Consider the following 21,222-nt stretch of genomic DNA (forward strand, 5'->3'; position numbering starts at 1 on the left):
CGCGTTTCCGGGCTTTGCTCACAGGTCGTGAAGGAGTCAGCCGCCGCCGACGTGGATGGCGGGGCGCCGGGCGGCGTCAGGTTCGATCTCCCGCAGGATCTCACGCACCACCGGCGCCGTGTCGCCCTGTCCGAGGAGCAGGTAGCGCAGCAGATGCCCCACCGGGTTGCCCTCCGACCATTCGAAGTAGGCCTGCGGACGCACCCCGGTGGCATCCCGGAGGGCGAGCAGGATCGCCGCGATCGCGTTGGGCGCCGCCGGGCTGTGCGCGCGCAACACCCGATAGTCGCCCACCTCCACCCCGCGCACGTGCAGCACGTCGCTGAACCCCGACGGATCGACCACCTCGATCTCGAGGAAGAGCACATCGGCGGCGCCCGGAACCGGGTTCATGCCGCGCTGCTCCAACTCCTTCTCGGCATACTCGGCCTGGTCCCCGGTCTTCCGCTTGTTGGCGACCACATCGAGGGCGCCGTCGAAGGCCAGGGAGTCGGCGATGAACTGCCGGGCCTGCTCGTCGAATTCCACGCTCTCCACGCGCAGCTCCGTCGTGCGCGACACCCTGGACACCAGCGACACCAGGATGATCCCGGCGATGAACAGCGCCGAGATCATGATGCCGTCAGGTTTCTCGATGATGTTCGCCCCGAGGGCATAGAGCAGCACCCCCGACAGCACCCCGAACCCGATGGCAGCCCGGCGCCGGCGCCTCCGCCCCGCCGAGATCGTCACGGCTACCGCGCCAGACACCATCATCACCAGGATGCCGGTGGCATACGCTCCGGCCTGGGCGTCGACGCTCGCCGTGAACCCGATGGTGATCAGAATGCTCACCCCCGTGTACACGAGCACGACCGGCCGTACCGCCCGGCTCCATTCCGGCGCCATCCCGTAGCCGGGCAGGTACCGCGGCACGATATTGATCAGGCCGGCCATGGCGGATGCGCCGGCGAACCAGAGGATGAAGATGCTGCTGATGTCGTAGAGATTGCCGAACCCGTTGCCGAGGTACTCGTGCGCCAGGTACGACAGCGCCCGGCCGTTCGCCGGAGCGCCGTCGTCGAAGGCGTCGGCCGGGATCAGGACCGTCGTGACGATGCTGCTGGCGATCAGGTAGACGCTCATGATGCCCGCAGCGAGGGTGAGCAGCTTGCGGGTGTTGCGCACCCGGGATGCCAGGCGTTCCTCGGCTGTCCGCCCGGTCGTGGCCACGAGCGGCATCATGCTCACCCCGGTCTCGAAGCCGGACAGCCCGAGCACCAGCAGCGGGAACGCCAGCAGCACCGGTACCAGGATGTCGCCCGGGCCGGCCCCGACGGTGGCGACGGCGGACAGCCATCCGGTCAGCGCATCCGGTTGGGTGACGACCTCGAACAGCCCCACGACGATCACGGTGCCGTTGAGCAGCAGGAACACGGCCACGAGCGGGATCGCGACGGAAACCGCCTCCCGGAAGCCGAGCAGGAACACCCCGCCGAGCACGAGCAGGAAGAGCACGGTGACCGGCACCGCCTGGCCGTCCAGGAAGTCGGGTGCGGCAGGGTTCTCCAGGAGGTGCACCGTCGCATCCGCGGACGAGAGGGTGATCGTGATGATCCACGAGGTCGCGACGAAGCCGAGCAGCACGAGCACGAAGACCTTGCCGCGCCAGAACGGCAGCAGCCGTTCGAGCATGGCCACTGACCCCTGCCCGTTCGGGCTTTCCACGGCGACCCGGCGGTACATCGGCAGCATCCCCAGCAGGGTCAGGAGCACGATAAGTACGGTGGCCAGCGGCGAGAGCACCCCGGCGGCGACCACGGCGATGCTGGGCAGGTACGAGAGGGTGGAGAAGTAGTCCACGCCGGTCAGGCACATCACCTTCCACCATGCATGCGTCGAGACGCCCAGCTCGGAGGATTCAGGTCCCACCGGCTGCACGCGGTCGCGCATCAGCCAGGCGCCGAAGCGTCCTGATGGCGGCGGCGCGGTGAGCGGGCGGGTCACCCGCGCCGGGATTCCGGATGGGTCCGCACGGTCCACGACCTCTCACCTCGCCCTCGATACCGGGTCCAAAGTCCCGGTTTATCCCCCGTAGACCGGCAGGGCTAGGTGTACTGTCACAAACAGCCCCCTTGTATACCCATAGGGGTATCCTCCCGCCGGCGAAGAGGCCGTCGGGTCCACGGAAGGCATCCCATGAAGATCGTCGTCGTTGGAGGCGTCGCTGCTGGCGCGTCCGTCGCAGCCCGGGCACGTCGACTGGACGAGGCCGCCGACATCATCGTCCTCGAGCGCGGCCACCACGTGTCCTTCGCCAACTGCGGACTGCCGTATCACGTGGGCGAGGTGATCGCTGATCGCAGCCGCCTGCTGTTGCAGACTCCGGAGAGCCTGCGCGAATCCCTCGACATCGACGTGCGCATCGGCCACGAGGTCACCGGCATCGACCGCGCCACGCGCAGCATCACGATCCGCGAGGTCGATTCCGGCCGGGAATACACCGAGAGCTACGACGCTCTCGCCCTGTGCCCGGGCGCCGAGGCGCTTCGGCCCCCGCTGCCGGGTATCAACCTGGCCGGGGTGCACGTGCTCCGCCGGATCGGCGACATGGATGCCATCAAGGGCCAGTTCGATGCCGCGCTCGCCCAGGCAGCAGCCGGCGTGCGCGGCCCGGTGCGCACCGTCGTGATCGGCGCGGGCTACATCGGCCTGGAAATGGCCGAGAACCTCAAGCACCGTGGTGCACTCGTGGACGTCGTCGAGATGAGTGACCAGATTCTGCCGCCGCTCGACCACGAGCTCTCGGTGCCGGTCGAGCATCACCTGCGAAGCAGGGGCATCACCCTGCACCTGTCCACGGCGGCCGCCGCTTTCACCGCCCGGCCCGATGGGACCCTCAATGTGGAGCTGACGGACTCCACCGTGCTGACCGCCGACCTGGTCATCCTCTCTGCCGGAGTGCGCCCGAACACTGCCCTCGCTGTGGCCGCCGGACTGCAGATCGGCGACCGCGGGGGAATCACCGTCGACACCCACATGCGCACCTCCGACCCGTACATCTGGGCGGCCGGCGACTCCGTCGAGACCCCGCACACGGTGCTGCCCGGCCGGTGGCTCGCTCCACTGGCCGGACCCGCCAACCGGCAGGCTCGGGTGGCCGCCGAGAACATCTGCGGCCGCGCCACCGAGTACCACTCCACCCAGGGCACCTCGATCGTGAAGGTCTTCGACATGGTGGCCGGCGGCACCGGGGCCACCGAACGTCAGCTCCTGGCCGCCAAGCTGCCTCATCGGGCCGTTCACGTGCACCCGTCCGGGCACGCCGGCTACTACCCCGGCACCGCGATGATGCAGCTCAAGGTGCTCTTCTCCCCCGACACCGGGCGAATCCTCGGCGCGCAGGCCGCCGGTTTCGACGGCGTGGACAAGCGCCTCGACGTACTCGCCACAGCGCTCCGCGCCGGTCAGAGTGTCTACGACCTCGAGGAGCTCGAGCTTGCCTACGCGCCGCCGTTCGGCTCCGCGAAGGACCCGGTGAATATGGCCGGTTTCGTGGCGAGCAACGTGCTGCGCGGCGATCTCACCCTCTGGTACGCCCAGGATTACCCCGACGCCACACGGGGCGCGCGCCTTGTCGACGTGCGCACCCCGGAGGAGTTCTCGATCTGGCACCTGCCGGGCGCCGAGAATGTGCCGCTGGGCAGCATCCGCGAGGCCAGTGCGAGCTGGGACCACACGGTCCCGGTGCGGCTCTATTGTGCGGTCGGATTTCGCAGTTATCTCGCGCACCGTGCGCTCGTGCAGCGCGGGTTCACGGATGTCGCCACGCTGTCGGGCGGCTCGGACACATTCCGTTCCTGGCACGAGGTGGCCCCGGAGAGCGACGAGCCGCCACAGCCGATGACGTCCTACGCCGAGGCCGCTGCGTTCCAGGATGCTGCAGCGGCGAGCTCGGCTCTGGCGCACGGCACCGGCGTGCGAGTCGACCTGGACTGCTCGGGTCTGGCTTGCCCGGGCCCGATCATGAGACTCTCCGAGAAGATGAAAGCCCTCACCCCCGGCGACGAGGTGGTCGTGCACGTCTCTGACCCCGGATTCGCCAGCGATGCCCCGGCCTGGGCGAGGCGCAACGGCCACCAGCTCGTGGCCATCCAGCCCGAAGGCCCCGGCTATGTCGCCACGATGCGCAAGGGCGGCATCACTGCCCCAGCGGCCGCTCCCGGACCCGCAGCGATACCGGCCGGGCCGGGCAAGACGTCATTCGTGGTGTTCTCCGGCGACCTCGACAAGGTGCTCGCGGCCTTCATCATCGCCAACGGCGCCCTGGCCATGGGCGAGGACGTCTCGATGTTCTTCACCTTCTGGGGCCTGAACTCGCTGCGTCGCGCCGACGCCCCCAAGCGGGACCGCAAAATGATGGACAAGATGTTTGCCACCATGATGCCCTCCGGCGCGGGCAGCCTGCCGCTTTCGCAGATGAACATGCTGGGCGCAGGCGCCGCCATGATCAAGAAGGTCATGAGAGACAACGCAGTGGCGCCGCTGCCCGACCTGATCGCGTCCGCGCAGACCGGCGGCGCGCGGCTGATCGCCTGCACCATGACGATGGACCTGCTGGGCATTGCCGACACGGACCTGATGCCCGGGGTCGAGCTCGGGGGCGTGGCGACGTTCCTCGGAGAGGCAGCCGAATCCACCACGACCCTGTTCATCTGACCTGCGAACTGTGATCAGCCCCGAAAAACCGCGAGTTTCGGGGCATTCTCACGGTTCGCGAAACTTAGACGGTGTCGCTGGAGGCGGCACGCTGGGGCGTGGTCGCGGGAGCGTTCGCAGGAGCCCCTGCGATGTTCACCAGCCAGGCCACGCCGAACTTGTCGACGCACATGCCGAAGCTGTCGCCCCAGGGGGCGACCTCCATCGGCATCGTCACCGTTCCGCCGTCGATGAGCTTGTCCCAGAAGCCGCGCAGTTCGGTGGCGTCCGTGCTGTCGCCGCTGAGCGACACTGAGTAGTTGTTGCCGGGGGTGTACTCCATGGCGTTCGGGGTGTCGGCCGCCATGAGCGACAGCCCGGACGGGGTGGTCAGCGCCGCGTGCATGGTCTTGTCCTGCTCGGTCGGGTCCTCGCTGGCGTGGAACTCGGCAAAGGTGCTTCGGGTCAGTTCGCCCCCGAATACCGACTGGTAGAACTCCATGGCTTCCTTGGCGTTGTCGCGGAAGCCCAGATAAGGGTTCAGACGCGTGCTCATGATCTCCTCCTCGCTGCACGGGCCTCGGCGCCCGCGCCTTCGGTGTGTGGCAGGTTGGTCTGCGCACCTCCCGCGATTATCGGCCGATCGTGCCGGATGCGCGAGAGGCGCCCGCCACGGTGCGCGCGTCAGTTCCAGTGCGTGACGGCCAGGTCCAGGCCCGCCTGATCGCCCACCAGCCGCGCGGCCACGTTGGGGAGTGGGATGACGGGATGCCAGCTGCCGTCGGCGCTGCGCCCCGATGCCCAGTCCAGCGTGTTCGAGAGTTCGGCCACGCCGGGTCGCTCGGCGAGGGTGCTGTTCCACTCCCACTGGATCCGGGTGAGCGCACCGTCTTCGCTGAGCACCACCTCGACGATGAGCGAGTCCTGCCAGTCGCCGATCTGTTCCAGGTGCTCGCCGAAGCCGAAGATACCGCCTCGCTCCACCAGCGACAGCAACGTCACATCCAGCGCGTACCGCGCCACATTCTTCGGATTGGGGATCAGGAACACCGTGATCAGCGGCACGGGTGACATCGGGGTGGGGATGCGCTTTGCCTCTGCGTTGAGGTCGACCGGGCAGTAGTGGGCGGCGGTCTGCTCGTGGATGAGAACGGGGAGTTGTCGGATCGCCAGTCGTACCTCGGCTTGCCAGACCCTGTCCTCCTGGAGATCCAGCCCGCGCAGGCCGATCTCGACCCGAAGGGTGCCGAAGAGAAACCGTTTGAGGTTTTGGTAGACCTCCTCAGCGTTGACCATGCCATACCGCCCCGAGTGCGACCGGTGCACGTAGGCTCGCGCCGAGCCCACGACATAAGCGTTGCGGATCGCCACGAGTCCGTCGCTCTGCACGCCCATGACCGCGCTCGACAGGCCCAACGCCACGTCGTAGTCCCGGGCATTGGTGCCCACGATGCTGAGCACCCGGTCGGGCGTGAAGCCCCCGCTCAGCCGTCGGGTGTCGCCCTGGGCCGGGCCGGGCGCATCCTGGGGATACAGGTACTCGCGCATGTATTCGGGCGCGAAGATCCGCGAACCCTGCGGGCCGAACGTGTTGAGGATCCACCCGCCGATGGGGCCGCCGAACTCGGGGTCGATGCCGCCGTGCGGGGTGCCGATCGTGCACAGCTTCGAGACGGATGCGCGCGGGTCGGCGATATTCACCTGCAGCGCGGTGCGGCAGATCAGGCCGCCCATCGAATGCGCCACGAGGTACACCGGCGGGTGACCGGCCGCCTTCTCCCGCACCAGGGCGATGAAGTCCGCCAGACCCTGGGCGGCGGTGCGGATGTCGTACGCCTGCGCCGGGCTCCCGAAGGTGCCGGTGGCGGCGTCGTAGAAGCGGTAGATCCATACGGAGTCCGCGCGCAGGGTGTCGGGTTCGGCATCCAGCAGCACCCGTTGCTGGCTTCCCTCGATGCGCACGTCGTAGCCCTGCTCCTTGACCAGCCGGATCAACGGCCCCTCGTACTGGTAGAACTGCGGCGTGCCGTTGGCTCCCACCCGCACGTGCACGGATCCCTCGTTGAGCCCGTAGAACGGGTCATCCGCGGCGGCATCGATCGCGCCCTGGCCACCGGCGAATCCCCGCACGTAGATGATCGGAAACCTCTCGCCCATCATCTGCTCCGTTCTGCTCTGGCCGGCACGCCGGCGCCCGCGGTCACCCGACCGGTGCCCGGTCGAACCGCTTCACGAAGGCGAGGGCAGGCTCGGCCACATCCCGCCAGCCGCTGTCGATGACCAGGGAGTGGCCGCGACCGGGGATCTCGGCGATCTCGGTGACGCCCTCGTTCTTGGCCTGCAGCTTGTAGCTGGCCCGGGTGATGGCCAGCGGCACGGTGTTGTCGTTCTCCCCCGCCAGGACCAACAGCGCACCGCGGTTGGGATTCTTGGTGTCGACCCGCGTCTCACCGCCGAACGGATTGAAGTTCGCCACCGCGGCCTGGAACAGCGGCGCCCCGGATGCCGGCACGTGATAGTCCGTGTACAGTTGCCGCGCCTCGGACTCGTCCAGGTTGTTCGCCCAGCCGTACTGGAACTGTTCGAAGGTGAGCGAGATCGCCTTGCCGCGGTTGCCCGGATTGCCCAGCACCGGAGACGCCGATTTGAGTGCAGACGCCGGGAGCGGCAGCACCCCCTTGAACGGCGCGTTGTCGATCGCGACGGTGGCGAAGGCCACGCCCTCTCCCGCGAGTTTCTGGGCGATCAGCCCGCCGAACGAATGACCGATCACCGCGGGCCGTCGGGTCAGCCGTGAGATGGCTTCGAGGTAGTGGTCGGTGACCTGCTGCACCATCTTGTGCGCGAACGCCTCCGGCGCCTCGTAGGCCTCCTCCACGGTGCGGGGGTCATCGGGCCAGCCGGGCGCGATAGTGGTGAACCCGTTCGCCTCGAACAGGTCGCGCCACTGCTTCCAGCTGCTGGAGAGCAACCAGAGTCCATGCACGAAGACAACTGGAGTGAGCCCGGACGCATTGGCGCGGTCGATCTCGTCGACCTCCCACTGCGCGAGGGTGGGCGCTTCGGTGTCGGCCATGTCGCAGATCCTTTCTGTTTCTGAGTGCGCGGTCACGTGGGTTCGGTCGTTCACTGGCGCGGCGGTGTCCGCTGAGGTTGTGAATAGCCGGGTCCGGCCGCGCGCGCAAGCCCTGGAGCCCCGGCCTGACGCGTTCCGGGCGTACCGATTTCTGCGCCCGGCCAGGCTCACGTGGTGAGCGACCGGAGCCGCCGCATGCCCAACGCCACCACCACGCCGCAAGCGACGACGAGCCAGGCCGCGGCTGTCGCGCCGGACTGCTGCGCCAGCACGGTCAACCCGGCGGCACCGGCCAGCAGGAGAATCAGGGCGTCGGCCTGCCAGGCGATCACGTTGAGGATGGAGACGTCGCCGACGGGTGTGGGAACCGGAAGGAGCAAGCCGATCGGCAGGGGGCCTCTGAGACTGTCGAAGACGCGCAGCAGAGTGATGAACACGGCAACCAGCGCCCACCACGGCACGGCCAGCGCGGGCGGAGTCAACCAGGGCAGGGCCGACCAGGGCAGGGCCGAATCGGGCAACGCAGCATCGGCGGGCGCCGTCACACCGGCGGCCGCGATACCCACGGTTCCGAGCACGAGCAGCGCCAGGGCAGGCACGATGGCGTGGCAGCCGATCATCGTCAGACCGCTCCGCCCATAGATCGACGACGGCCCGGCGTTCTCTGCGGCACTGCGGAGACCGTCGCACCACACGCCGACACCGAGGTAGGCGGCCAGGGCGGCGGCCACGGCCGGCGGCCACGCTCCCCCGGGCGGCGCGGCCCATACCCCGGCCTGCAGCCAACCGGCGACGGCGATGGCGAGGGATCCGGCCAGCATCCGCACCGGGAACCGCCGCGCGGCACCGAGGTCACGTTGCACGACCGCGACCGGCAGGGGCCCGCTCAGGGCGATCCGGTCATGCCGACCCCTGGCCGGCGGAGTGCGCAGGACGCCGGCGGCTCCCGCGACATCGCCGGTCTGCAGGAGCGTGCCGATGGACTGCCAGCGCCGGGCCTGGCGCATCAGGTCGGCGGCCCGGAGGCGGTCCAGGAGTCGGGGAATCAGCGGCAGGCACAGCAGCGCCAGCACCAGAGTCCCCAGCACCACCGGCACGGACCCCCCGGGGATGTTCGCCGGCGCCAGTCCGGGCCGCAGCGGTGATACCCCGACCGCGCCTGCGGCCACGAACGCCGCGCCGAGAGGCATGGTCCAGCGCCGCGGGAGGCTCTGACCCGCCAACCACGCGACGCACAGGCTGACCGCGGATGCGGCACAGCCGAGCACAGTGAGGCCTGCGCCGGCGAGTGCGTCCGGGCCGGCCGGCAGGAGTCCACCGACCATCAGCGCCGCGCTGACCACACTGGCAGCGAGAACGGCCAAACCGGCCAGAACGACCGCGCTGACCAGGAACGGGCGCAGCAGTGTGACCCGCCGGGCCAGGGCGCTCCCGACCAGGAATTCCACCGCAAAGGGACTCGGCAGCACTGGGCCGCGGATGGGGCCCACCAGCAGTGCGAGACCGGCCAGCCCCACAGCGCCGGCGGCCAGCCCGGAGGGAGCCTCCGGCGAGACCAGCACGGCGAGGCTCTCGGCATCCGCGGCGCCGAGCACCAGCGCACGCAACAGGGGAACGGCTACCACGAGTACCGTGAGAACACCGAGGTACACGGAGTACCCCACCTCGTCGGCCGACCGGGGGCCGCCTCGCGTGGAGAGCACGGCCCGGCCCTGCGCGAGCGCCAGCCGCTCCCGCGCATTCCCCGCCGTTGCCCGCTCCGCGGAGGACGACTGCACCCTGCGCGTCACCGGTCGCCGAGCGTGACTGTCGATCCCGGCAATGCCGCCACCAGGTCGGCACTGTGGCTGGCGATCACGACGGCCGCGCCGGCATCGATCTTCGCGCAGAGTACCGCGGCGACCACGGCCAGCCGGTGCTCGTCCAGGCGTTGCTCTGGCTCGTCCAGCACCAGCACCGAGAACGGACGCACCAGTGCCGTGGCCAGCGAAAGCAGCTGCAGCTGGCCCGATGACAGTTCATGCACGAACCGCTGCGCGAGGTGGTCGATACCCAGTGCCGCCATCACGTCATTCGCGTCTGCTGTCGCGGGAGCGCCGGATCGGCCCCAGGTAGTGGCGATGAAGCGCAGGTGCTCGTGTGCCGTCAGCTCCCGCGCGAAGGCGGGCAGCCCGATTCGGGCCGAGATCGCCCGGCGCACGGCGGTCGAACGGTCGTCGATGCGCATCCCGTCGATGGTGGCGTCACCGGAGGTGGGCCGGAGCGCGCCGCTCAGGATGCGCAGGAGGGTCGTCTTGCCTGACCCGTTGGGCCCGCGCACGACCACGGCCTGCCCGGGGTTCACAGTCAGCGACACCGGGGCGAGGAGCACCTCGGAGTCGATCGACGCGGCGACGTCGCGGGCTTCGAGTGTGCTCATGGGGCTCATCCTTCCGCATCTCGGCTACGCTGGCGCTCACCCGCGCCGCCCCCAGCCATCGAAGGACACCCATGGACCATGTCGCCACCATCGTCGCCGATGTGCACCTCACCAAGCCGGAGGCGTTGGCCGTGATCGCCGCGACGCTGGATGCCGAGGTGGTTGGCGCCCACACCGCTCATGCGTTCGTCGCCCTGCCGCACGGCGGCCGGGTCGAGGTCGAGATCCCCAAGTTCGGCGAGGCGCCGCCGCTGGCCGTCGACGTGCACGACTCCCGCGGTGATGCCGAGGCCCGTGCTGCCGCCCAACGCCTGCTCGAGCTGCTCGCCGCCACCGCTGGCTGGCCGGTGCACCACCTGCACGAGTGACCGGCACCGGCCACCCGCGAGCCCGACCGACTGATTCCATGCGTACGCACGGGTTTTTCCCGTAGCGTGGACGCATGAGCAATGTGACCCCCAGCGCCGCCGACAACGCCCTGACTCCCAGCTACGTGGAGCCCGGCAAGGACTTCAACCGCGACACGAACTACATCGAGGACCGCATCACGCGCGATGGCCGCGACGGTTGGCCGGTCGAGGCCGGCCGCTACCGTCTGGTGGCGGCTCGCGCCTGCCCGTGGGCGAACCGCACCGCGATCGTGCGCCGCCTCCTCGGGCTCGAGGGCGTCATCTCCCTCGGTCTGCCCGGGCCCACCCACGACAAGAACAGCTGGACGTTCGACCTCGACCCCAACGGCGTCGACCCGGTCCTGGGTATCGAACGTATCCAGGCGGCCTACTTCGCCCGGTTCCCCGACTACCCGCGCGGCATCACCGTTCCGGTGATCGTGGACGTGCCCTCTGGCAAGGTCGTCACCAACAACTACCCGCAGATCACCCTCGACTTCGAGACCGAGTGGGTGGAGCACCACCGCCCGGGCGCCCCCGACCTCTACCCAGAGGCACTGCGCGCAGAGATCGACGAGGTCGCCGAACTGATCTTCCACGACGTCAACAACGGCGTCTACAAGTGCGGCTTCGCCGGCAGCCAGAAGTCCTACGAGCGGGCCTACGACACCCTCTTCGCCCGGCTCGACTGGCTCGAAGAGCGCCTGGCCGGCCAGCGCTACCTGGTCGGCGACACCATCACCGAGGCCGACGTGAGGCTCTTCACCACCCTGGCCCGCTTCGACGCGGTCTACCACGGCCACTTCAAGTGCAACCGAAACAAGCTCAGCGAGATGCCGGTGCTGTGGGCGTACGCCCGCGATCTGTTCCAGACGCCGGGCTTCGGGGACACCATCGACTTCGACCAGATCAAGAAGCACTACTACGTGACGCACAGCGACATCAACCCCACCGGCATCGTGCCGAAGGGTCCGGATGCGTCGGTCTGGCTCACCGCACACGGGCGCGAGGCCCTGGGCGGCCGCCCGTTCGGCGACGGCACCGCCCCGGGCGCCCCGATCGAGAGCGAGCGGGTGCCGGCGCTCTAATCCACGCAGGGCTAGGCTGTCTAGTGGAACCTCGTTCCACCAGACGGCACGCTTGAGGCGTGTCAGAGAGAAGACCGATCATGCAGGTGCGGCACGCCACCAACCCGGCCCAGATTCGCTCGTTCGACACCCAGGCGCTCCGCGAGAACTACCTCGTCGACGACCTCTTCGCCGACGACGAGTTCCGTGCCACGTACAGCCACGAGGACCGTGTGGTCCTCGGCGGCGCCCGGCCCGTGACCGGCAGCATCCGTCTGACCAGCTTCGACGTGCTGCGCACCGAGAACTTCTTCGACAACCGCGAGGCCGGCATCGTGAACGTGGGCGCACGGGGCACCATCACCGTCGACGGCGTCGACCACGCGATGGACACCGGATCCTGCTTGTACGTGGGTCGCGGCGCGGTCGACGTGGTCTTCGCCAGCGCGGCAGCCGCCGCTCCGGCCGCCTTCTACCTGTTCTCGGCCACGGCGCACCGGAGCTACCCCACCACCCTGGTGCCGCAGGGTCAGGGCACGGTGCGCCGTCTCGGTGCCCAGGAGACCTCCAACGAGCGCACCATCAACCAGTACATCCACCGAGACGGCGTGCGCAGCTGCCAGGTGGTGATGGGCGTCACCGAGCTCGGCTCTGGCAGCATGTGGAACACCATGCCCGCACACACCCACGACCGGCGCACCGAGTGCTATCTCTATTTCGACCTGGCGTCCGAGCACCGCGTCGTGCATCTGCTCGGCGAGCCCACCGAGACCCGCCACCTGATCGTGGCGAACCAGGAGGCCGTGATCTCGCCCAGCTGGTCGCTGCACAGCGGCTTCGGAACGGGCAGCTATTCCTTCGTCTGGGCCATGGCGGGCGAGAACCAGGCGTTCGACGACATGGACCACGTGCAGGCCGCCGAGCTGCGCTGAGCCGCCCGGCCTCGGGCCTCGACTACCGGCCGAGCCAGCCGCCGTCGACGGGCAGTGTGATGCCGTTCACGTAGTCGGAGGCGCTGCTGGCCAGGAAGACCGCCGCGCCGGCCAGGTCGGACGCCTCGCCCCACCGGCCTGCGGGGATGCGCTCCAGGATCGCGGCGGAGCGGGCCGCGTCGTCGCGTAAGGCCCGGGTGTTCGCGGTACTGATGTACCCCGGAGCGATCGCATTCACATTCACACCCGACCCGGCCCATTCGTTCGACAAGGCCTTGACCAGGCCGACGACGCCGGACTTCGCCGCCGTGTAGCCGGGCACATTCACCCCGCCCTGAAAGCTGAGCAGGGACGCCGTGAAGATGATCTTGCCGTGGCCGCGGGCCACCATTCCGGCGCCGACGGCCCGGCTGAGCACGAACTGCGACGACAGGTTCACCGCGATCACCTCGTCCCAGAAGTCGTCCGAGTGCTCGATGGCCGGGGCCCGACGGATGGTGCCGGCATTGTTGACCAGAATGTCCGGACGACGCTCGGCCAGCTCGCCGCCCAGGGCGGTGACCGCGGCTCTGTCGGCGAAGTCCGCCCTGAGCGGCGTGAACCGGCGGCCCAGGCCTTCCACCCGGCGGGCGACCTCGCTGCCGGTGTCGGGCAGGTGGCCGCTCACCCCGATGATGTCGGCGCCAGCGGCCGCCAACCCCTCGGCCATTGCCAGACCGATGCCGCTGCTCGCCCCCGTCACGACCGCGAGGCGTCCGGTGAGATCGAAGGCGGTGGTGGGCATGGCGGCACTCCTCTGCGTCGGTGAGTTCTGCTGTACGGAACGTTGTTCCACACGCTCTCCAGCCTAGACCGTGCCGGGCGGTGACAGGGCGTCTGGTCGCCGGGTACTCTCGTGAGGTGCCCGGATATCCAGCATCGCCAGCGGTCGACACCGCGTTGTTCAACACCGCGGTGTTCGATGCCGCGAACTGGCAGGCCCGCGAGGCACAGCACCAGGACCGTGCCGACACCCTCTCTCTCGAGCGCCGGGAACGCGCGGCCGCCGGCCGCACGCATCCGGTCGACGACTTCCTCTTCACCTATTACCCCTTCCGCCCCGGGCTGCTGCGCCGCTGGCATCCGGGCTCCGGGGCGCGTCTGCGCGGAGCGGCCGGCGCCGAACGTGCCGGGTGGAAGTGGTACCGCACCGAGGGGGACGACGTTCTCGTGGACGACGCGGCCTTCCGGGACAGGAACGCGCGCAGCATCCGCTTCATCGTGACCCTGCTCGACAGAACGGCCGCGCGACCGGCGAATTTCAGCTGCTTCGGTCTGCACGAGTGGGCGATGGTCTACCGGCAGGACGAACACCGGCATGTGGCCCCGCTGCGCCTGGGCCAGGGCGACACGGATGACGTCGTCGACGCCCACAACATCTCCTGCAGTCACTTCGACGCGTTCCGTTTCTTCACCCCGGCGGCGCTCGATCACAACGCCCTCCAGCCGACCCGTGAGAACCAGCCGAGCCTCGAGCAGCCCGGCTGCCTGCACGCCGGCATGGATGTCTACAAGTGGGTGATCAAACTGGGGCCGCTGATTCCCGGCGAGCTGCTCCTGGACAGCTTCGAGCTGGCGCGCGACATCCGCCGCCTCGACATGCAGGCGTCGCCGTACGACCTCTCCGAGTGGGGGTATGCCCCGGTCGCCATCGAGACGCCCGCGGGCAAGGCCGAGTACGTGCGCCGCCAGCGCGACCTGGCCGATCGCAGCAACGCGCTGCGCGCCCGCGCGATCGCGGCCGTCGGCGCGCTGCCGTCCGACCAGCCGCGGGTGTAGTTTCCCCCTAGCCGAGGAAGGGCGAGGGAAGGAGGGCCTTGTGACACGGGCGCCCGGGCTCAGCTCGGAGGAGGCGGCCCGCCGGCTCGCCGCGGACGGACCCAATGTGCTGCCGCGTCTGGCCCGGCCATCACCGCTACGCGCCCTCGTGCGGCAATTCACCCATCTGCTGGCCGTGCTGCTCTGGGTGGCCGCCGGGCTGGCCCTTCTGGCCGGAACACCCGCACTGGCAATCGCCATCGTGGTGGTGATCGTGCTCAACGCGCTGTTCGCGTTCTGGCAGGAATACCGGGCCGACCGGTCCGCCGAACGGCTGCGTGACCTCCTGCCCGCCGAGACCCGGGTGCGCCGGGACGGCGCCCAGCGCACCGTCGACGCCGGCGAACTCGTGCGTGGAGACGTCGTGCTCCTGCGCCTGGGCGATCGCATCGCCGCCGATATGCGCCTCCTCGAGGCGCACGCGCTCACGGTGGACGAGTCGATGGTGACCGGGGAGAGCGAGGCCGTGCACCACGATTCCGGCCAGACGGCCCGCGCGGGCACCTTCGTGGTGCAGGGTGACGCAGAGGCCGAGGTGACGGCAACCGGTTCGGCGACGACGCTCGCCGAGATCAGCGCGCTTGCCCGCGCGGCCATCCGGCCGACCAGCCCGCTCACCCTCCAGCTCAACCGGGTGGTGCGCGTCGTGGCCGTCATCGCGGTGGCCACGGGGGTGGGGCTCGGCCTGGCGGGGCTCGGCATCGGGCTGCGACCGGCCGAGGCGTTCCTGTTCGGCGTCGGGGTGGCGGTGGCATTGGTTCCGGAAGGTCTGCTGCCCACCGTCACGCTGTCGCTGGCACGGGGCGCCCAGACGATGGCGGAGCAGCAGGCCCTGGTGCGCCGACTCGATGCCGTCGAGACTCTCGGCGCCACTACCTTCATCTGCACCGACAAGACCGGAACCCTCACGCAGAACAAGATGTCGGTGGTCGAGGCCTGGACGCCGCAGGGCGTGGTCACCATCGACGGGGCCGGCTACGGACCCACCGCCACGATCTCCGGGCCGCCGGACGCGACCGCGCTGCTGCCTGGCCTGGCGGCGGCGGCCGTGTCCTGCGTGACCGGACGGGCCGTGCTGCGCGACGGGCAATGGCGGCCGGAAGGTGGTCCGCTGGACGCCGCGATCACGGCCCTCGCCCATCGCAGCGGCTGGACAGAGGACCTGCACCAGGCCATCCGACGGTTGCCGTACACCGCAGACCGGATGATGAGCTCCGCCGTGGCCGCCGGACGGCTGAGCACGCTCGGGGCGCCGGAGAGCGTCTTCGCCCGGTGCACCGACGTGCCGGAGGCGGCCCATCGAGAGCTGGCCAGGATGACCGCCCGCGGTCAGCGGGTGATGGCGGTCGCCGCCCGGGACTGGCCGGCCGACACCGTGCCCCTGGGGGCCGAGTCCGACTTGCATCTATGGGGCCTGCTCGGGTTGGAGGACCCGCCCCGGCCCGACGTTCACGAGGCCCTCACCGAGTGCCGCGCCGCCGACATCCGGGTGATCATGGTCACCGGCGACCACCCGAGCACCGCCGAGGCGATCGCCCGGCAGGTGGGCCTGCTCGGGCCTGGCGGCACCGTGATCGGGCCGGGCCTGCCGGAATCCGACGCCGATCTCGGCGCCCTGCTCGATCACCCAGAGGGCGCCGTCGTGGCCCGCGTCACCCCGGCGGACAAGCTGCGGATCACCCACGTTCTGCAGGCCCGCGGCCACGTCGTGGCCATGACCGGCGACGGGGTGAACGACGCCCCCGCGCTGCGGGAGGCCGATGTGGGCGTGGCCATGGGGCTCAGCGGCAGCGACGTGGCGCGCGAGGCCGCCGACCTGGTGCTGCTGGACGACCACTTCGGCACCATCGTGGCGGCCGTGCGGCTCGGGCGGGCGACCTTCGCGAACGCGCGCCGGTTCCTCACCTACCACCTCACCGACAACGTGGCCGAGCTTGCGCCGTTCGCCGCGTGGGCGCTCACCGGCGGCCAGTTCCCGCTCGCCATCGGCGTGCTGCAGGTGCTCGCCCTCGACATCGGAACCGACCTGCTGCCCGCCATCGCGCTCGGCGTCGAGCCGCCCAGCGCCCGGGTGATGCAGGGCCGGGCACGCACTCGCACCCTGATCGACCGGGTCCTGCTCTGGCGAGCCTTCGGCGTGCTCGGTCCGGTCGAAGCCGTGGTGTCGCTGGTGGGATTCGCGGCGGTTCTCGTGGCCGGCGGCTGGACCTGGGGTGCGTCGGTGGCGCCCGGGCTCCTCGCGGCGGCCTCCGGTACGGCGTTCGCCACGATCGCGGTGGCCCAGATGGCGAACGCCTTCGCCTGCCGCAGCGAGACGGTTCCGGTGTGGCGGCTGCGCCCGTGGGGCAACCGGGCCCTTCTCGCCGCCGTGGGCGCAGAGCTGGTGCTGCTGGTCGCCTTCCTGGGCATCCCGTTCGTCAGCGCACTGCTCGGCGGCAGCTGGCCGCCTCCCGCCGCGTGGGCGTTCCCGCTGCTGGCCGCGGTGCTTATCGTGCTGGCCGACGCCGGGCTCAAGCTGCTGCGCAGCAGCCTGCGGCGGCGCGCCCGGCAGATCCCGCAGCCCGCCTAGGAGCCGGCAGGGTGCCAGGCCTCCGCTTCCTCCGCGCCTCCGTTACCTCCCCCTCCTGCCGCGCCCGCTCGCCCTCCCTCCGGCACCGCACCCTCCACACCGACGTACCGCAAAGCACCCCTTCAGCGCGTCAGAATGGGATATTCGCTGCACGTGGGCGCACAACCCACGCCCAATTGCCGCAAAGCGCCCCTTCAGGTCGCCGGAAGGGGTACTTCGCTGCATGTCGATGCGGCGCGCCAGGAGCGACGGCGCTACCGCGAGCGGCTCAGGCGAGGTCCCGGCGGCGGATGCGTTCCAGTTCGGCGCCGATACCGATGTCGGCCACGACGACCCGGCCCGCGTACCCGGCCGCCGGGCGGGTGAGCAGCCCCGCCTTGCACCCACCGAAGGTCACCGTGAGATCGGCGGGCAAGACCGTGGGGTCGGGCACGCTGCCATCGTCGACGCCGATGCCGCTGGGCAGGTCCACGGCCACGACGAGAGGCGGATGTTCGCTGGAGCGCACCGGAAGGATCGCGGCGATGATGCTCCGGGCCGCACCGCGCAACGCGGGAGAAGCGCTGGTCCCGGTGCCCAGGATGCCATCGAGGATGAGGTCGGCAGCTTCCGCAAGCCCGGCGATGACCTCGGCGGGCTCGCCGGTGGGCCGCAGGTCGGCGCCCTGCGCAAGAGCCGCTTCGAGCGCCTCCCGGTGCAGGTGCTCGCTCGTCGGCAGGATGCACAGGAGCGCGCCCCGGTTCGCCAGGCGTTCCGCGGCGTAGAGCGCATCCGCACCGTTGTTGCCCGAGCCGGCCAGAACCAGAACCCGTGCACCCGCCACTCCCCCCGCGCCGCGCCTCCAGGAGTGCGCCCGCCTCGTGCGCCAGGGCCTCGGCCGCCCGCTGCATCAGCGGCACGCCGCGCTCGAGGAACGGGAGCTCGGCCTCGCGCACCTGGGCGGCCGTGTACGTCTGCGGTGGATTGTTCGGCACGCGGCCACCCTACGCCGCACCGTCCCCAGGCGCAGGTCCGGCCTCGCGGCGCACCTTCAGCCTCGCGGCGCAACTTCAGTCTCGCGGCGCACGTTCAGTCTCGCGGCGCACGATACCGGGCCATCTATCCTGCGCCACGAGGCTTTTCGTACGCCGCGACGCCCGCCATCGTGCGCCGGGCTGCCCCGCAGCTCGGGACAGTGCTCGCGGCACGGGAACGTGCGCCGGTTTTCCCACGCCGCGAGACATTTCACACGCAGCGACACATTTCGCACGCCGCTCCGGCGGCGCCGCCGGAGCGTCACACCCAGCATCCGGTCAGATTGAGCTATACCCCATGGGGTATCCTGGAGACTTCACCAGGGAGGCCAGCACGGTCATCCCGAACCTGACTCCGAGGAGACCCCCATGTGCCGAGCCGTGACCTGCCGAACCTGCGGAAAGACAACCTGGGCCGGCTGCGGCCAGCATATCGACCAGGTCATGCGCGGTGTGCCCCGCGCAGACCGGTGCGCCGGACACGAGAACGACCCCGCAACGGGCGGCGGCTTCTTCTCGCGGCTCTTCTCCGGTCGCTGACACCACCGCCCAGACCCGCGTCCCCCGGCGGAGCGCCCGGGAGTCCTACGCTGGGTCCATGGATGCCTCCAGACCGACAGCGCTGCGGCCGATACTCACACTCACCGTCAATCCCGCCCTCGACGTCAGCACCTCGACACCGAACGTCGTCGGTGAGCACAAGCTGCGCTGCGGGCGATCCCGCCTCGATCCGGGTGGCGGCGGCATCAACGTCTCGCGCGTCATCCAGCGGCTCGGCGGGCAGACCCTCGCGATCTACGCCGCCGGCGGACCCACCGGCGACGCCTACCGCAGGCTGATCGAGGCAGAGGGAATCCCCACCCTGGTCGTCCCCATCGCCGGCAGTACTCGCGAGAGCTTCACGGTCGACGAGACGGCCACGGGCAAACAGTTCCGCTTCGTGCTGCAGGGCCCCGAGCTCACCGAGCCCGAATGGCGCGCCTGCCTCGCCCGGGTGGCGGAGTCCATCCCCCCGCACGGCTATGTCGTGGCGAGCGGAAGCCTGCCTCCGGGAGTGCCGGACGATTTCTACGCCCGGGTGGCACGCCTGGCCCGCGAACACGAGGCACGCTGCATAGTGGATGCGTCGGGTGACGCCCTGGCCGAAGCCCTCACCGAGGGCGTCTTCCTGGTCAAGCCCAGCGCCCGCGAGCTCGGGGAACTGCTCGGGCACCCGCTCGACAGCGAGGAGAGCCAGATCAATGCGGCGAGTACCTTGGTGGAGCGCGGCTCCGCGGAGCATGTGGCACTCACCCTCGGCGGCGCCGGAGCGGTGCTCGCCTCCTCCGGCGGGGTCCTGCGCCTACCGGTCCCCCGGGTCCTGGTGCAGAGCACCGTGGGAGCCGGGGACAGCTTCCTTGGCGCGTTCGTGCTGCGCATCGCCCAGGGCCTGGACACTCGGGCGGCGTTCCGCGCCGCGGTGGCCGCCGGCAGCGCCACCGCCATGACGCCGGCCACCGAGCTCTGCCATCGCGTCGACGTGGAACGACTGGAGGCCGAACTCGCCCTGCTTCCGGCCTGAGCCGAAGTTAGGCTGGTTCTCATGAAGCTGACCAAGATCGACCCGCCCGGTCGGAGCTTTTCGCGCTGGCTCACCGATGACGAGGTGGGCCAGGTGCTGGCCGCCAGCCGCGGTTGGCGGCTGGGCGGCGACGGCAGCGTCGTCGCCGGCACCCTGCGCAAGTCCACCATCGCCCCCTCGCTGGCCGCCCTGGGCGCCGCAGCGGCGGCCAACCGCTGGATCAGCCGCCCGGCCGCAGCCGGCAGCGACGGCAGCGGACCCACCCACATCATGTGGGGCGTTTTCGACGCACGCACGGATGCCGAGGTGGCGAGTCTCGTGGCCGCCGCCGGCTGAGCGGGACCCATGCTCTATTGACCGAGTGGTCATTGACCAGCTGGTCAATATAGGCTGGACACATCGAGTTCGTCCCGTCCCCCACGAAAGCCGCACCATGAGCAGCCGCACCGCACCCAAGGCCCACCCGCACACTCCGCTGCCGACCTGGTCCCTTGTACTCCGGGCCACCTTCCGGATCGTGCTCGGAGTCTTCCTCCTCCTGGCCGGGATCAGCCACCTCACCGTGAACCGGGAGGCCTTCCTCGCCCAGGTGCCCACCTGGTTGCCGCTGGACGGCGACTTCGTCGTCCTCGCATCCGGTGTCGTCGAGATCATTCTCGGCACCGCGCTGGTGGCCTTGGGCCGGTACCGCGTCTACGTCGGCTGGATCGTCGCCGCGTTCTTCGTCGCGATCTTCCCCGGCAACATCTCCCAGCTGGTCACCCACACCGACTCGTTCGGCCTGGACACCGATCTCCAGCGCACCATCCGGCTGCTCTTCCAGCCTGTCCTGGTGCTCTGGGCCTTGTGGTCCACGGGCGCCTGGCGGGCCTGGCGCGGCTACCGCGCGCAGAAGCGTGCCGAGCAGGACGCCGCGCCGCGCTCAGAGACGATCGGCTGACCGATGGGTGGACCCAAGCGACCCGAGCAGGAACGCGTCGAGGAGATCCTCGCGACCGCGTACCGGATCGCCCTGGCCGACGGCCTCGATGCGGTGACGGCCCGGCGGGTCGCCACGGCCGCGGGCATCTCCCCCGGCCTGGTCTTCTTCCACTTCCAGTCGAAGGACGGCCTGCTCCTGGCCCTGCTCGACGTGCTGTTGGACGGCACACTCGACGCCCTGACCGCTCCCGGCCTCGCCGCGCTTGCGCCGTGGGACCGCCTCGAACGGATGGTGCGGGGCGAGCTCGAACGCCTCGCCGAGTACCACGCCGGCGTGGAGTTGCTCTTCGCGTTCTACTTCTCCCGCCGCGACGACCTCTTCCGCAGTCGCATCGAGAGCTCGTTCGGCAGGTACCTGGAGGCCTTCCTGCCCGTGTGCCGCGAGGTCGCCGCCGGCAGCGGCCCGGACGGCATCCGCGGTCCGGCGTCGGGCAGCGGCCGGGCCGGCAGCCACGGACCGGCGACGGGCAGCGGCCCGGACGACCTCCAGGGTCGGGCGCCGGGCGATGACCTTGCCGCCACGATCGTCGCGCTCATCCAGGGCGCCTCCATCCAGGCGATCCGCGCGCCGGCCACCTTCGACCCCGAGGCGCTCCTCGCCACCATGCAGGCCTTCCGGCCGCCTTCCGGCTGACTCCGCCCGCGGACGCGCTTGTGCTCATCGCCTGATATCAGGCGCGC

General features: G+C 70.2%; 18 protein-coding genes. 10 read left to right on the forward strand and 8 right to left on the reverse strand.

Annotation, left to right across the window (positions count from 1 at the left end):
- Positions 1-36: 36 nt before the first annotated feature.
- Positions 37-1,932 (reverse strand): APC family permease, encoded by a 1,896-nt coding sequence (locus tag DOE79_RS03195; protein WP_425455709.1) that lies wholly within the window; start codon positions 1,930-1,932, stop codon positions 37-39.
- Between the two features lie 246 nt (positions 1,933-2,178).
- Here DOE79_RS03195 and DOE79_RS03200 point away from each other — a divergent pair, with 246 nt between their 5' ends.
- Positions 2,179-4,698 (forward strand): FAD-dependent oxidoreductase, encoded by a 2,520-nt coding sequence (locus DOE79_RS03200; RefSeq protein ID WP_120337248.1) that lies wholly within the window; start codon positions 2,179-2,181, stop codon positions 4,696-4,698.
- A gap of 64 nt (positions 4,699-4,762) precedes the next feature.
- Here DOE79_RS03200 and DOE79_RS03205 read toward each other — a convergent pair whose 3' ends face one another.
- From DOE79_RS03205 to DOE79_RS03225, 5 genes are all read right to left on the reverse strand, one after another.
- Positions 4,763-5,233 (reverse strand): VOC family protein, encoded by a 471-nt coding sequence (locus DOE79_RS03205; protein ID WP_120337249.1) that lies wholly within the window; start codon positions 5,231-5,233, stop codon positions 4,763-4,765.
- A 128-nt stretch (positions 5,234-5,361) separates the two neighbouring features.
- Complete coding sequence (locus DOE79_RS03210; RefSeq protein ID WP_120337250.1) at positions 5,362-6,834, reverse strand: lipase family alpha/beta hydrolase; 1,473 nt, start codon at positions 6,832-6,834, stop codon at positions 5,362-5,364.
- A gap of 43 nt (positions 6,835-6,877) precedes the next feature.
- Positions 6,878-7,753, reverse strand: a complete 876-nt coding sequence (locus DOE79_RS03215; protein WP_120337251.1) for an alpha/beta hydrolase — start codon at positions 7,751-7,753, stop codon at positions 6,878-6,880.
- Between the two features lie 167 nt (positions 7,754-7,920).
- A complete protein-coding gene (locus tag DOE79_RS03220; protein WP_120337252.1) occupies positions 7,921-9,543 on the reverse strand; it encodes a hypothetical protein in 1,623 nt (540 codons plus the stop codon).
- Positions 9,540-10,172: an ABC transporter ATP-binding protein gene (locus DOE79_RS03225; RefSeq protein WP_245977092.1), complete on the reverse strand. Its 633-nt coding sequence runs from the start codon at positions 10,170-10,172 to the stop codon at positions 9,540-9,542. The genes DOE79_RS03220 and DOE79_RS03225 overlap by 4 nt, the downstream gene beginning before the upstream one ends.
- Positions 10,173-10,243: 71 nt before the next feature.
- On the opposite strand from DOE79_RS03225, the gene DOE79_RS03230 reads away from it, so the two are divergent.
- The 3 genes from DOE79_RS03230 to kduI all read left to right on the forward strand — a co-directional run bounded on the left by DOE79_RS03230 (position 10,244) and on the right by kduI (position 12,560).
- Positions 10,244-10,540 carry a hypothetical protein gene (locus tag DOE79_RS03230; protein ID WP_120337254.1) on the forward strand — a complete coding sequence of 99 codons (297 nt, stop codon included), beginning with the start codon at positions 10,244-10,246 and terminating at the stop codon, positions 10,538-10,540.
- 74 nt (positions 10,541-10,614) lie between these two features.
- Positions 10,615-11,649, forward strand: coding sequence for a glutathione S-transferase family protein (locus DOE79_RS03235; RefSeq protein WP_181445851.1), 1,035 nt, complete (start codon positions 10,615-10,617; stop codon positions 11,647-11,649).
- Positions 11,650-11,708: 59 nt separating this feature from the next.
- The gene (gene kduI / locus DOE79_RS03240) at positions 11,709-12,560 is read left to right on the forward strand and encodes a 5-dehydro-4-deoxy-D-glucuronate isomerase (RefSeq protein ID WP_245977093.1); all 852 of its coding nucleotides are present in this window, start codon (positions 11,709-11,711) and stop codon (positions 12,558-12,560) included.
- A gap of 22 nt (positions 12,561-12,582) precedes the next feature.
- Here kduI and DOE79_RS03245 read toward each other — a convergent pair whose 3' ends face one another.
- Positions 12,583-13,344: an SDR family oxidoreductase gene (locus DOE79_RS03245; protein ID WP_120337256.1), complete on the reverse strand. Its 762-nt coding sequence runs from the start codon at positions 13,342-13,344 to the stop codon at positions 12,583-12,585.
- Between the two features lie 116 nt (positions 13,345-13,460).
- On the opposite strand from DOE79_RS03245, the gene DOE79_RS03250 reads away from it, so the two are divergent.
- Both DOE79_RS03250 and DOE79_RS03255 read left to right on the forward strand, forming a co-directional pair.
- A complete protein-coding gene (locus DOE79_RS03250) occupies positions 13,461-14,378 on the forward strand; it encodes a 3-methyladenine DNA glycosylase (protein ID WP_425455678.1) in 918 nt (305 codons plus the stop codon).
- A 40-nt stretch (positions 14,379-14,418) separates the two neighbouring features.
- Entirely contained in the window at positions 14,419-16,986 is a 2,568-nt protein-coding gene (locus tag DOE79_RS03255; protein ID WP_181445906.1) for a cation-translocating P-type ATPase, read from the forward strand.
- Between the two features lie 268 nt (positions 16,987-17,254).
- On the opposite strand, the gene DOE79_RS03260 is transcribed toward DOE79_RS03255, so the two are convergent.
- Positions 17,255-17,809, reverse strand: a complete 555-nt coding sequence (locus DOE79_RS03260) for an NAD(P)H-hydrate epimerase (protein ID WP_120337259.1) — start codon at positions 17,807-17,809, stop codon at positions 17,255-17,257.
- Between the two features lie 788 nt (positions 17,810-18,597).
- Here DOE79_RS03260 and DOE79_RS03265 point away from each other — a divergent pair.
- From DOE79_RS03265 to DOE79_RS03280, 4 genes are all read left to right on the forward strand, one after another.
- The gene (locus DOE79_RS03265) at positions 18,598-19,560 is read left to right on the forward strand and encodes a 1-phosphofructokinase family hexose kinase (protein WP_181445852.1); all 963 of its coding nucleotides are present in this window, start codon (positions 18,598-18,600) and stop codon (positions 19,558-19,560) included.
- A gap of 21 nt (positions 19,561-19,581) precedes the next feature.
- A complete protein-coding gene (locus DOE79_RS03270; RefSeq protein ID WP_120337260.1) occupies positions 19,582-19,896 on the forward strand; it encodes a hypothetical protein in 315 nt (104 codons plus the stop codon).
- Positions 19,897-19,993: 97 nt separating this feature from the next.
- The gene (locus DOE79_RS03275; protein WP_120337261.1) at positions 19,994-20,500 is read left to right on the forward strand and encodes a DoxX family protein; all 507 of its coding nucleotides are present in this window, start codon (positions 19,994-19,996) and stop codon (positions 20,498-20,500) included.
- Between the two features lie 3 nt (positions 20,501-20,503).
- Positions 20,504-21,175 (forward strand): TetR/AcrR family transcriptional regulator, encoded by a 672-nt coding sequence (locus DOE79_RS03280; protein ID WP_120337262.1) that lies wholly within the window; start codon positions 20,504-20,506, stop codon positions 21,173-21,175.
- Positions 21,176-21,222 lie beyond the last annotated feature (47 nt).

It is taken from the genome of Cryobacterium soli, from assembly GCF_003611035.1.
In the GTDB taxonomy this organism is placed as follows: Bacteria; Actinomycetota; Actinomycetes; order Actinomycetales; family Microbacteriaceae; genus Cryobacterium; species Cryobacterium soli.

Bases quoted from the DNA above. Each gene is read 5' to 3' on its own strand.
- DOE79_RS03210 (WP_120337250.1), bottom strand. From the start codon at position 6,834: ATGGGCGAGAGGTTTCCGATCATCTACGTGCGGGGATTCGCCGGTGGC.
- DOE79_RS03230 (WP_120337254.1), top strand. From the start codon at position 10,244: ATGGACCATGTCGCCACCATCGTCGCCGATGTGCACCTCACCAAGCCG.
- DOE79_RS03280 (WP_120337262.1), top strand. From the start codon at position 20,504: ATGGGTGGACCCAAGCGACCCGAGCAGGAACGCGTCGAGGAGATCCTC.
- DOE79_RS03200 (WP_120337248.1), top strand. From the start codon at position 2,179: ATGAAGATCGTCGTCGTTGGAGGCGTCGCTGCTGGCGCGTCCGTCGCA.
- DOE79_RS03235 (WP_181445851.1), top strand. From the start codon at position 10,615: ATGAGCAATGTGACCCCCAGCGCCGCCGACAACGCCCTGACTCCCAGC.
- DOE79_RS03245 (WP_120337256.1), bottom strand. From the start codon at position 13,344: ATGCCCACCACCGCCTTCGATCTCACCGGACGCCTCGCGGTCGTGACG.
- DOE79_RS03275 (WP_120337261.1), top strand. From the start codon at position 19,994: ATGAGCAGCCGCACCGCACCCAAGGCCCACCCGCACACTCCGCTGCCG.
- DOE79_RS03195 (WP_425455709.1), bottom strand. From the start codon at position 1,932: ATGCGCGACCGCGTGCAGCCGGTGGGACCTGAATCCTCCGAGCTGGGC.
- DOE79_RS03270 (WP_120337260.1), top strand. From the start codon at position 19,582: ATGAAGCTGACCAAGATCGACCCGCCCGGTCGGAGCTTTTCGCGCTGG.
- DOE79_RS03205 (WP_120337249.1), bottom strand. From the start codon at position 5,233: ATGAGCACGCGTCTGAACCCTTATCTGGGCTTCCGCGACAACGCCAAG.
- DOE79_RS03225 (WP_245977092.1), bottom strand. From the start codon at position 10,172: ATGAGCACACTCGAAGCCCGCGACGTCGCCGCGTCGATCGACTCCGAG.
- DOE79_RS03215 (WP_120337251.1), bottom strand. From the start codon at position 7,753: ATGGCCGACACCGAAGCGCCCACCCTCGCGCAGTGGGAGGTCGACGAG.
- DOE79_RS03265 (WP_181445852.1), top strand. From the start codon at position 18,598: ATGGATGCCTCCAGACCGACAGCGCTGCGGCCGATACTCACACTCACC.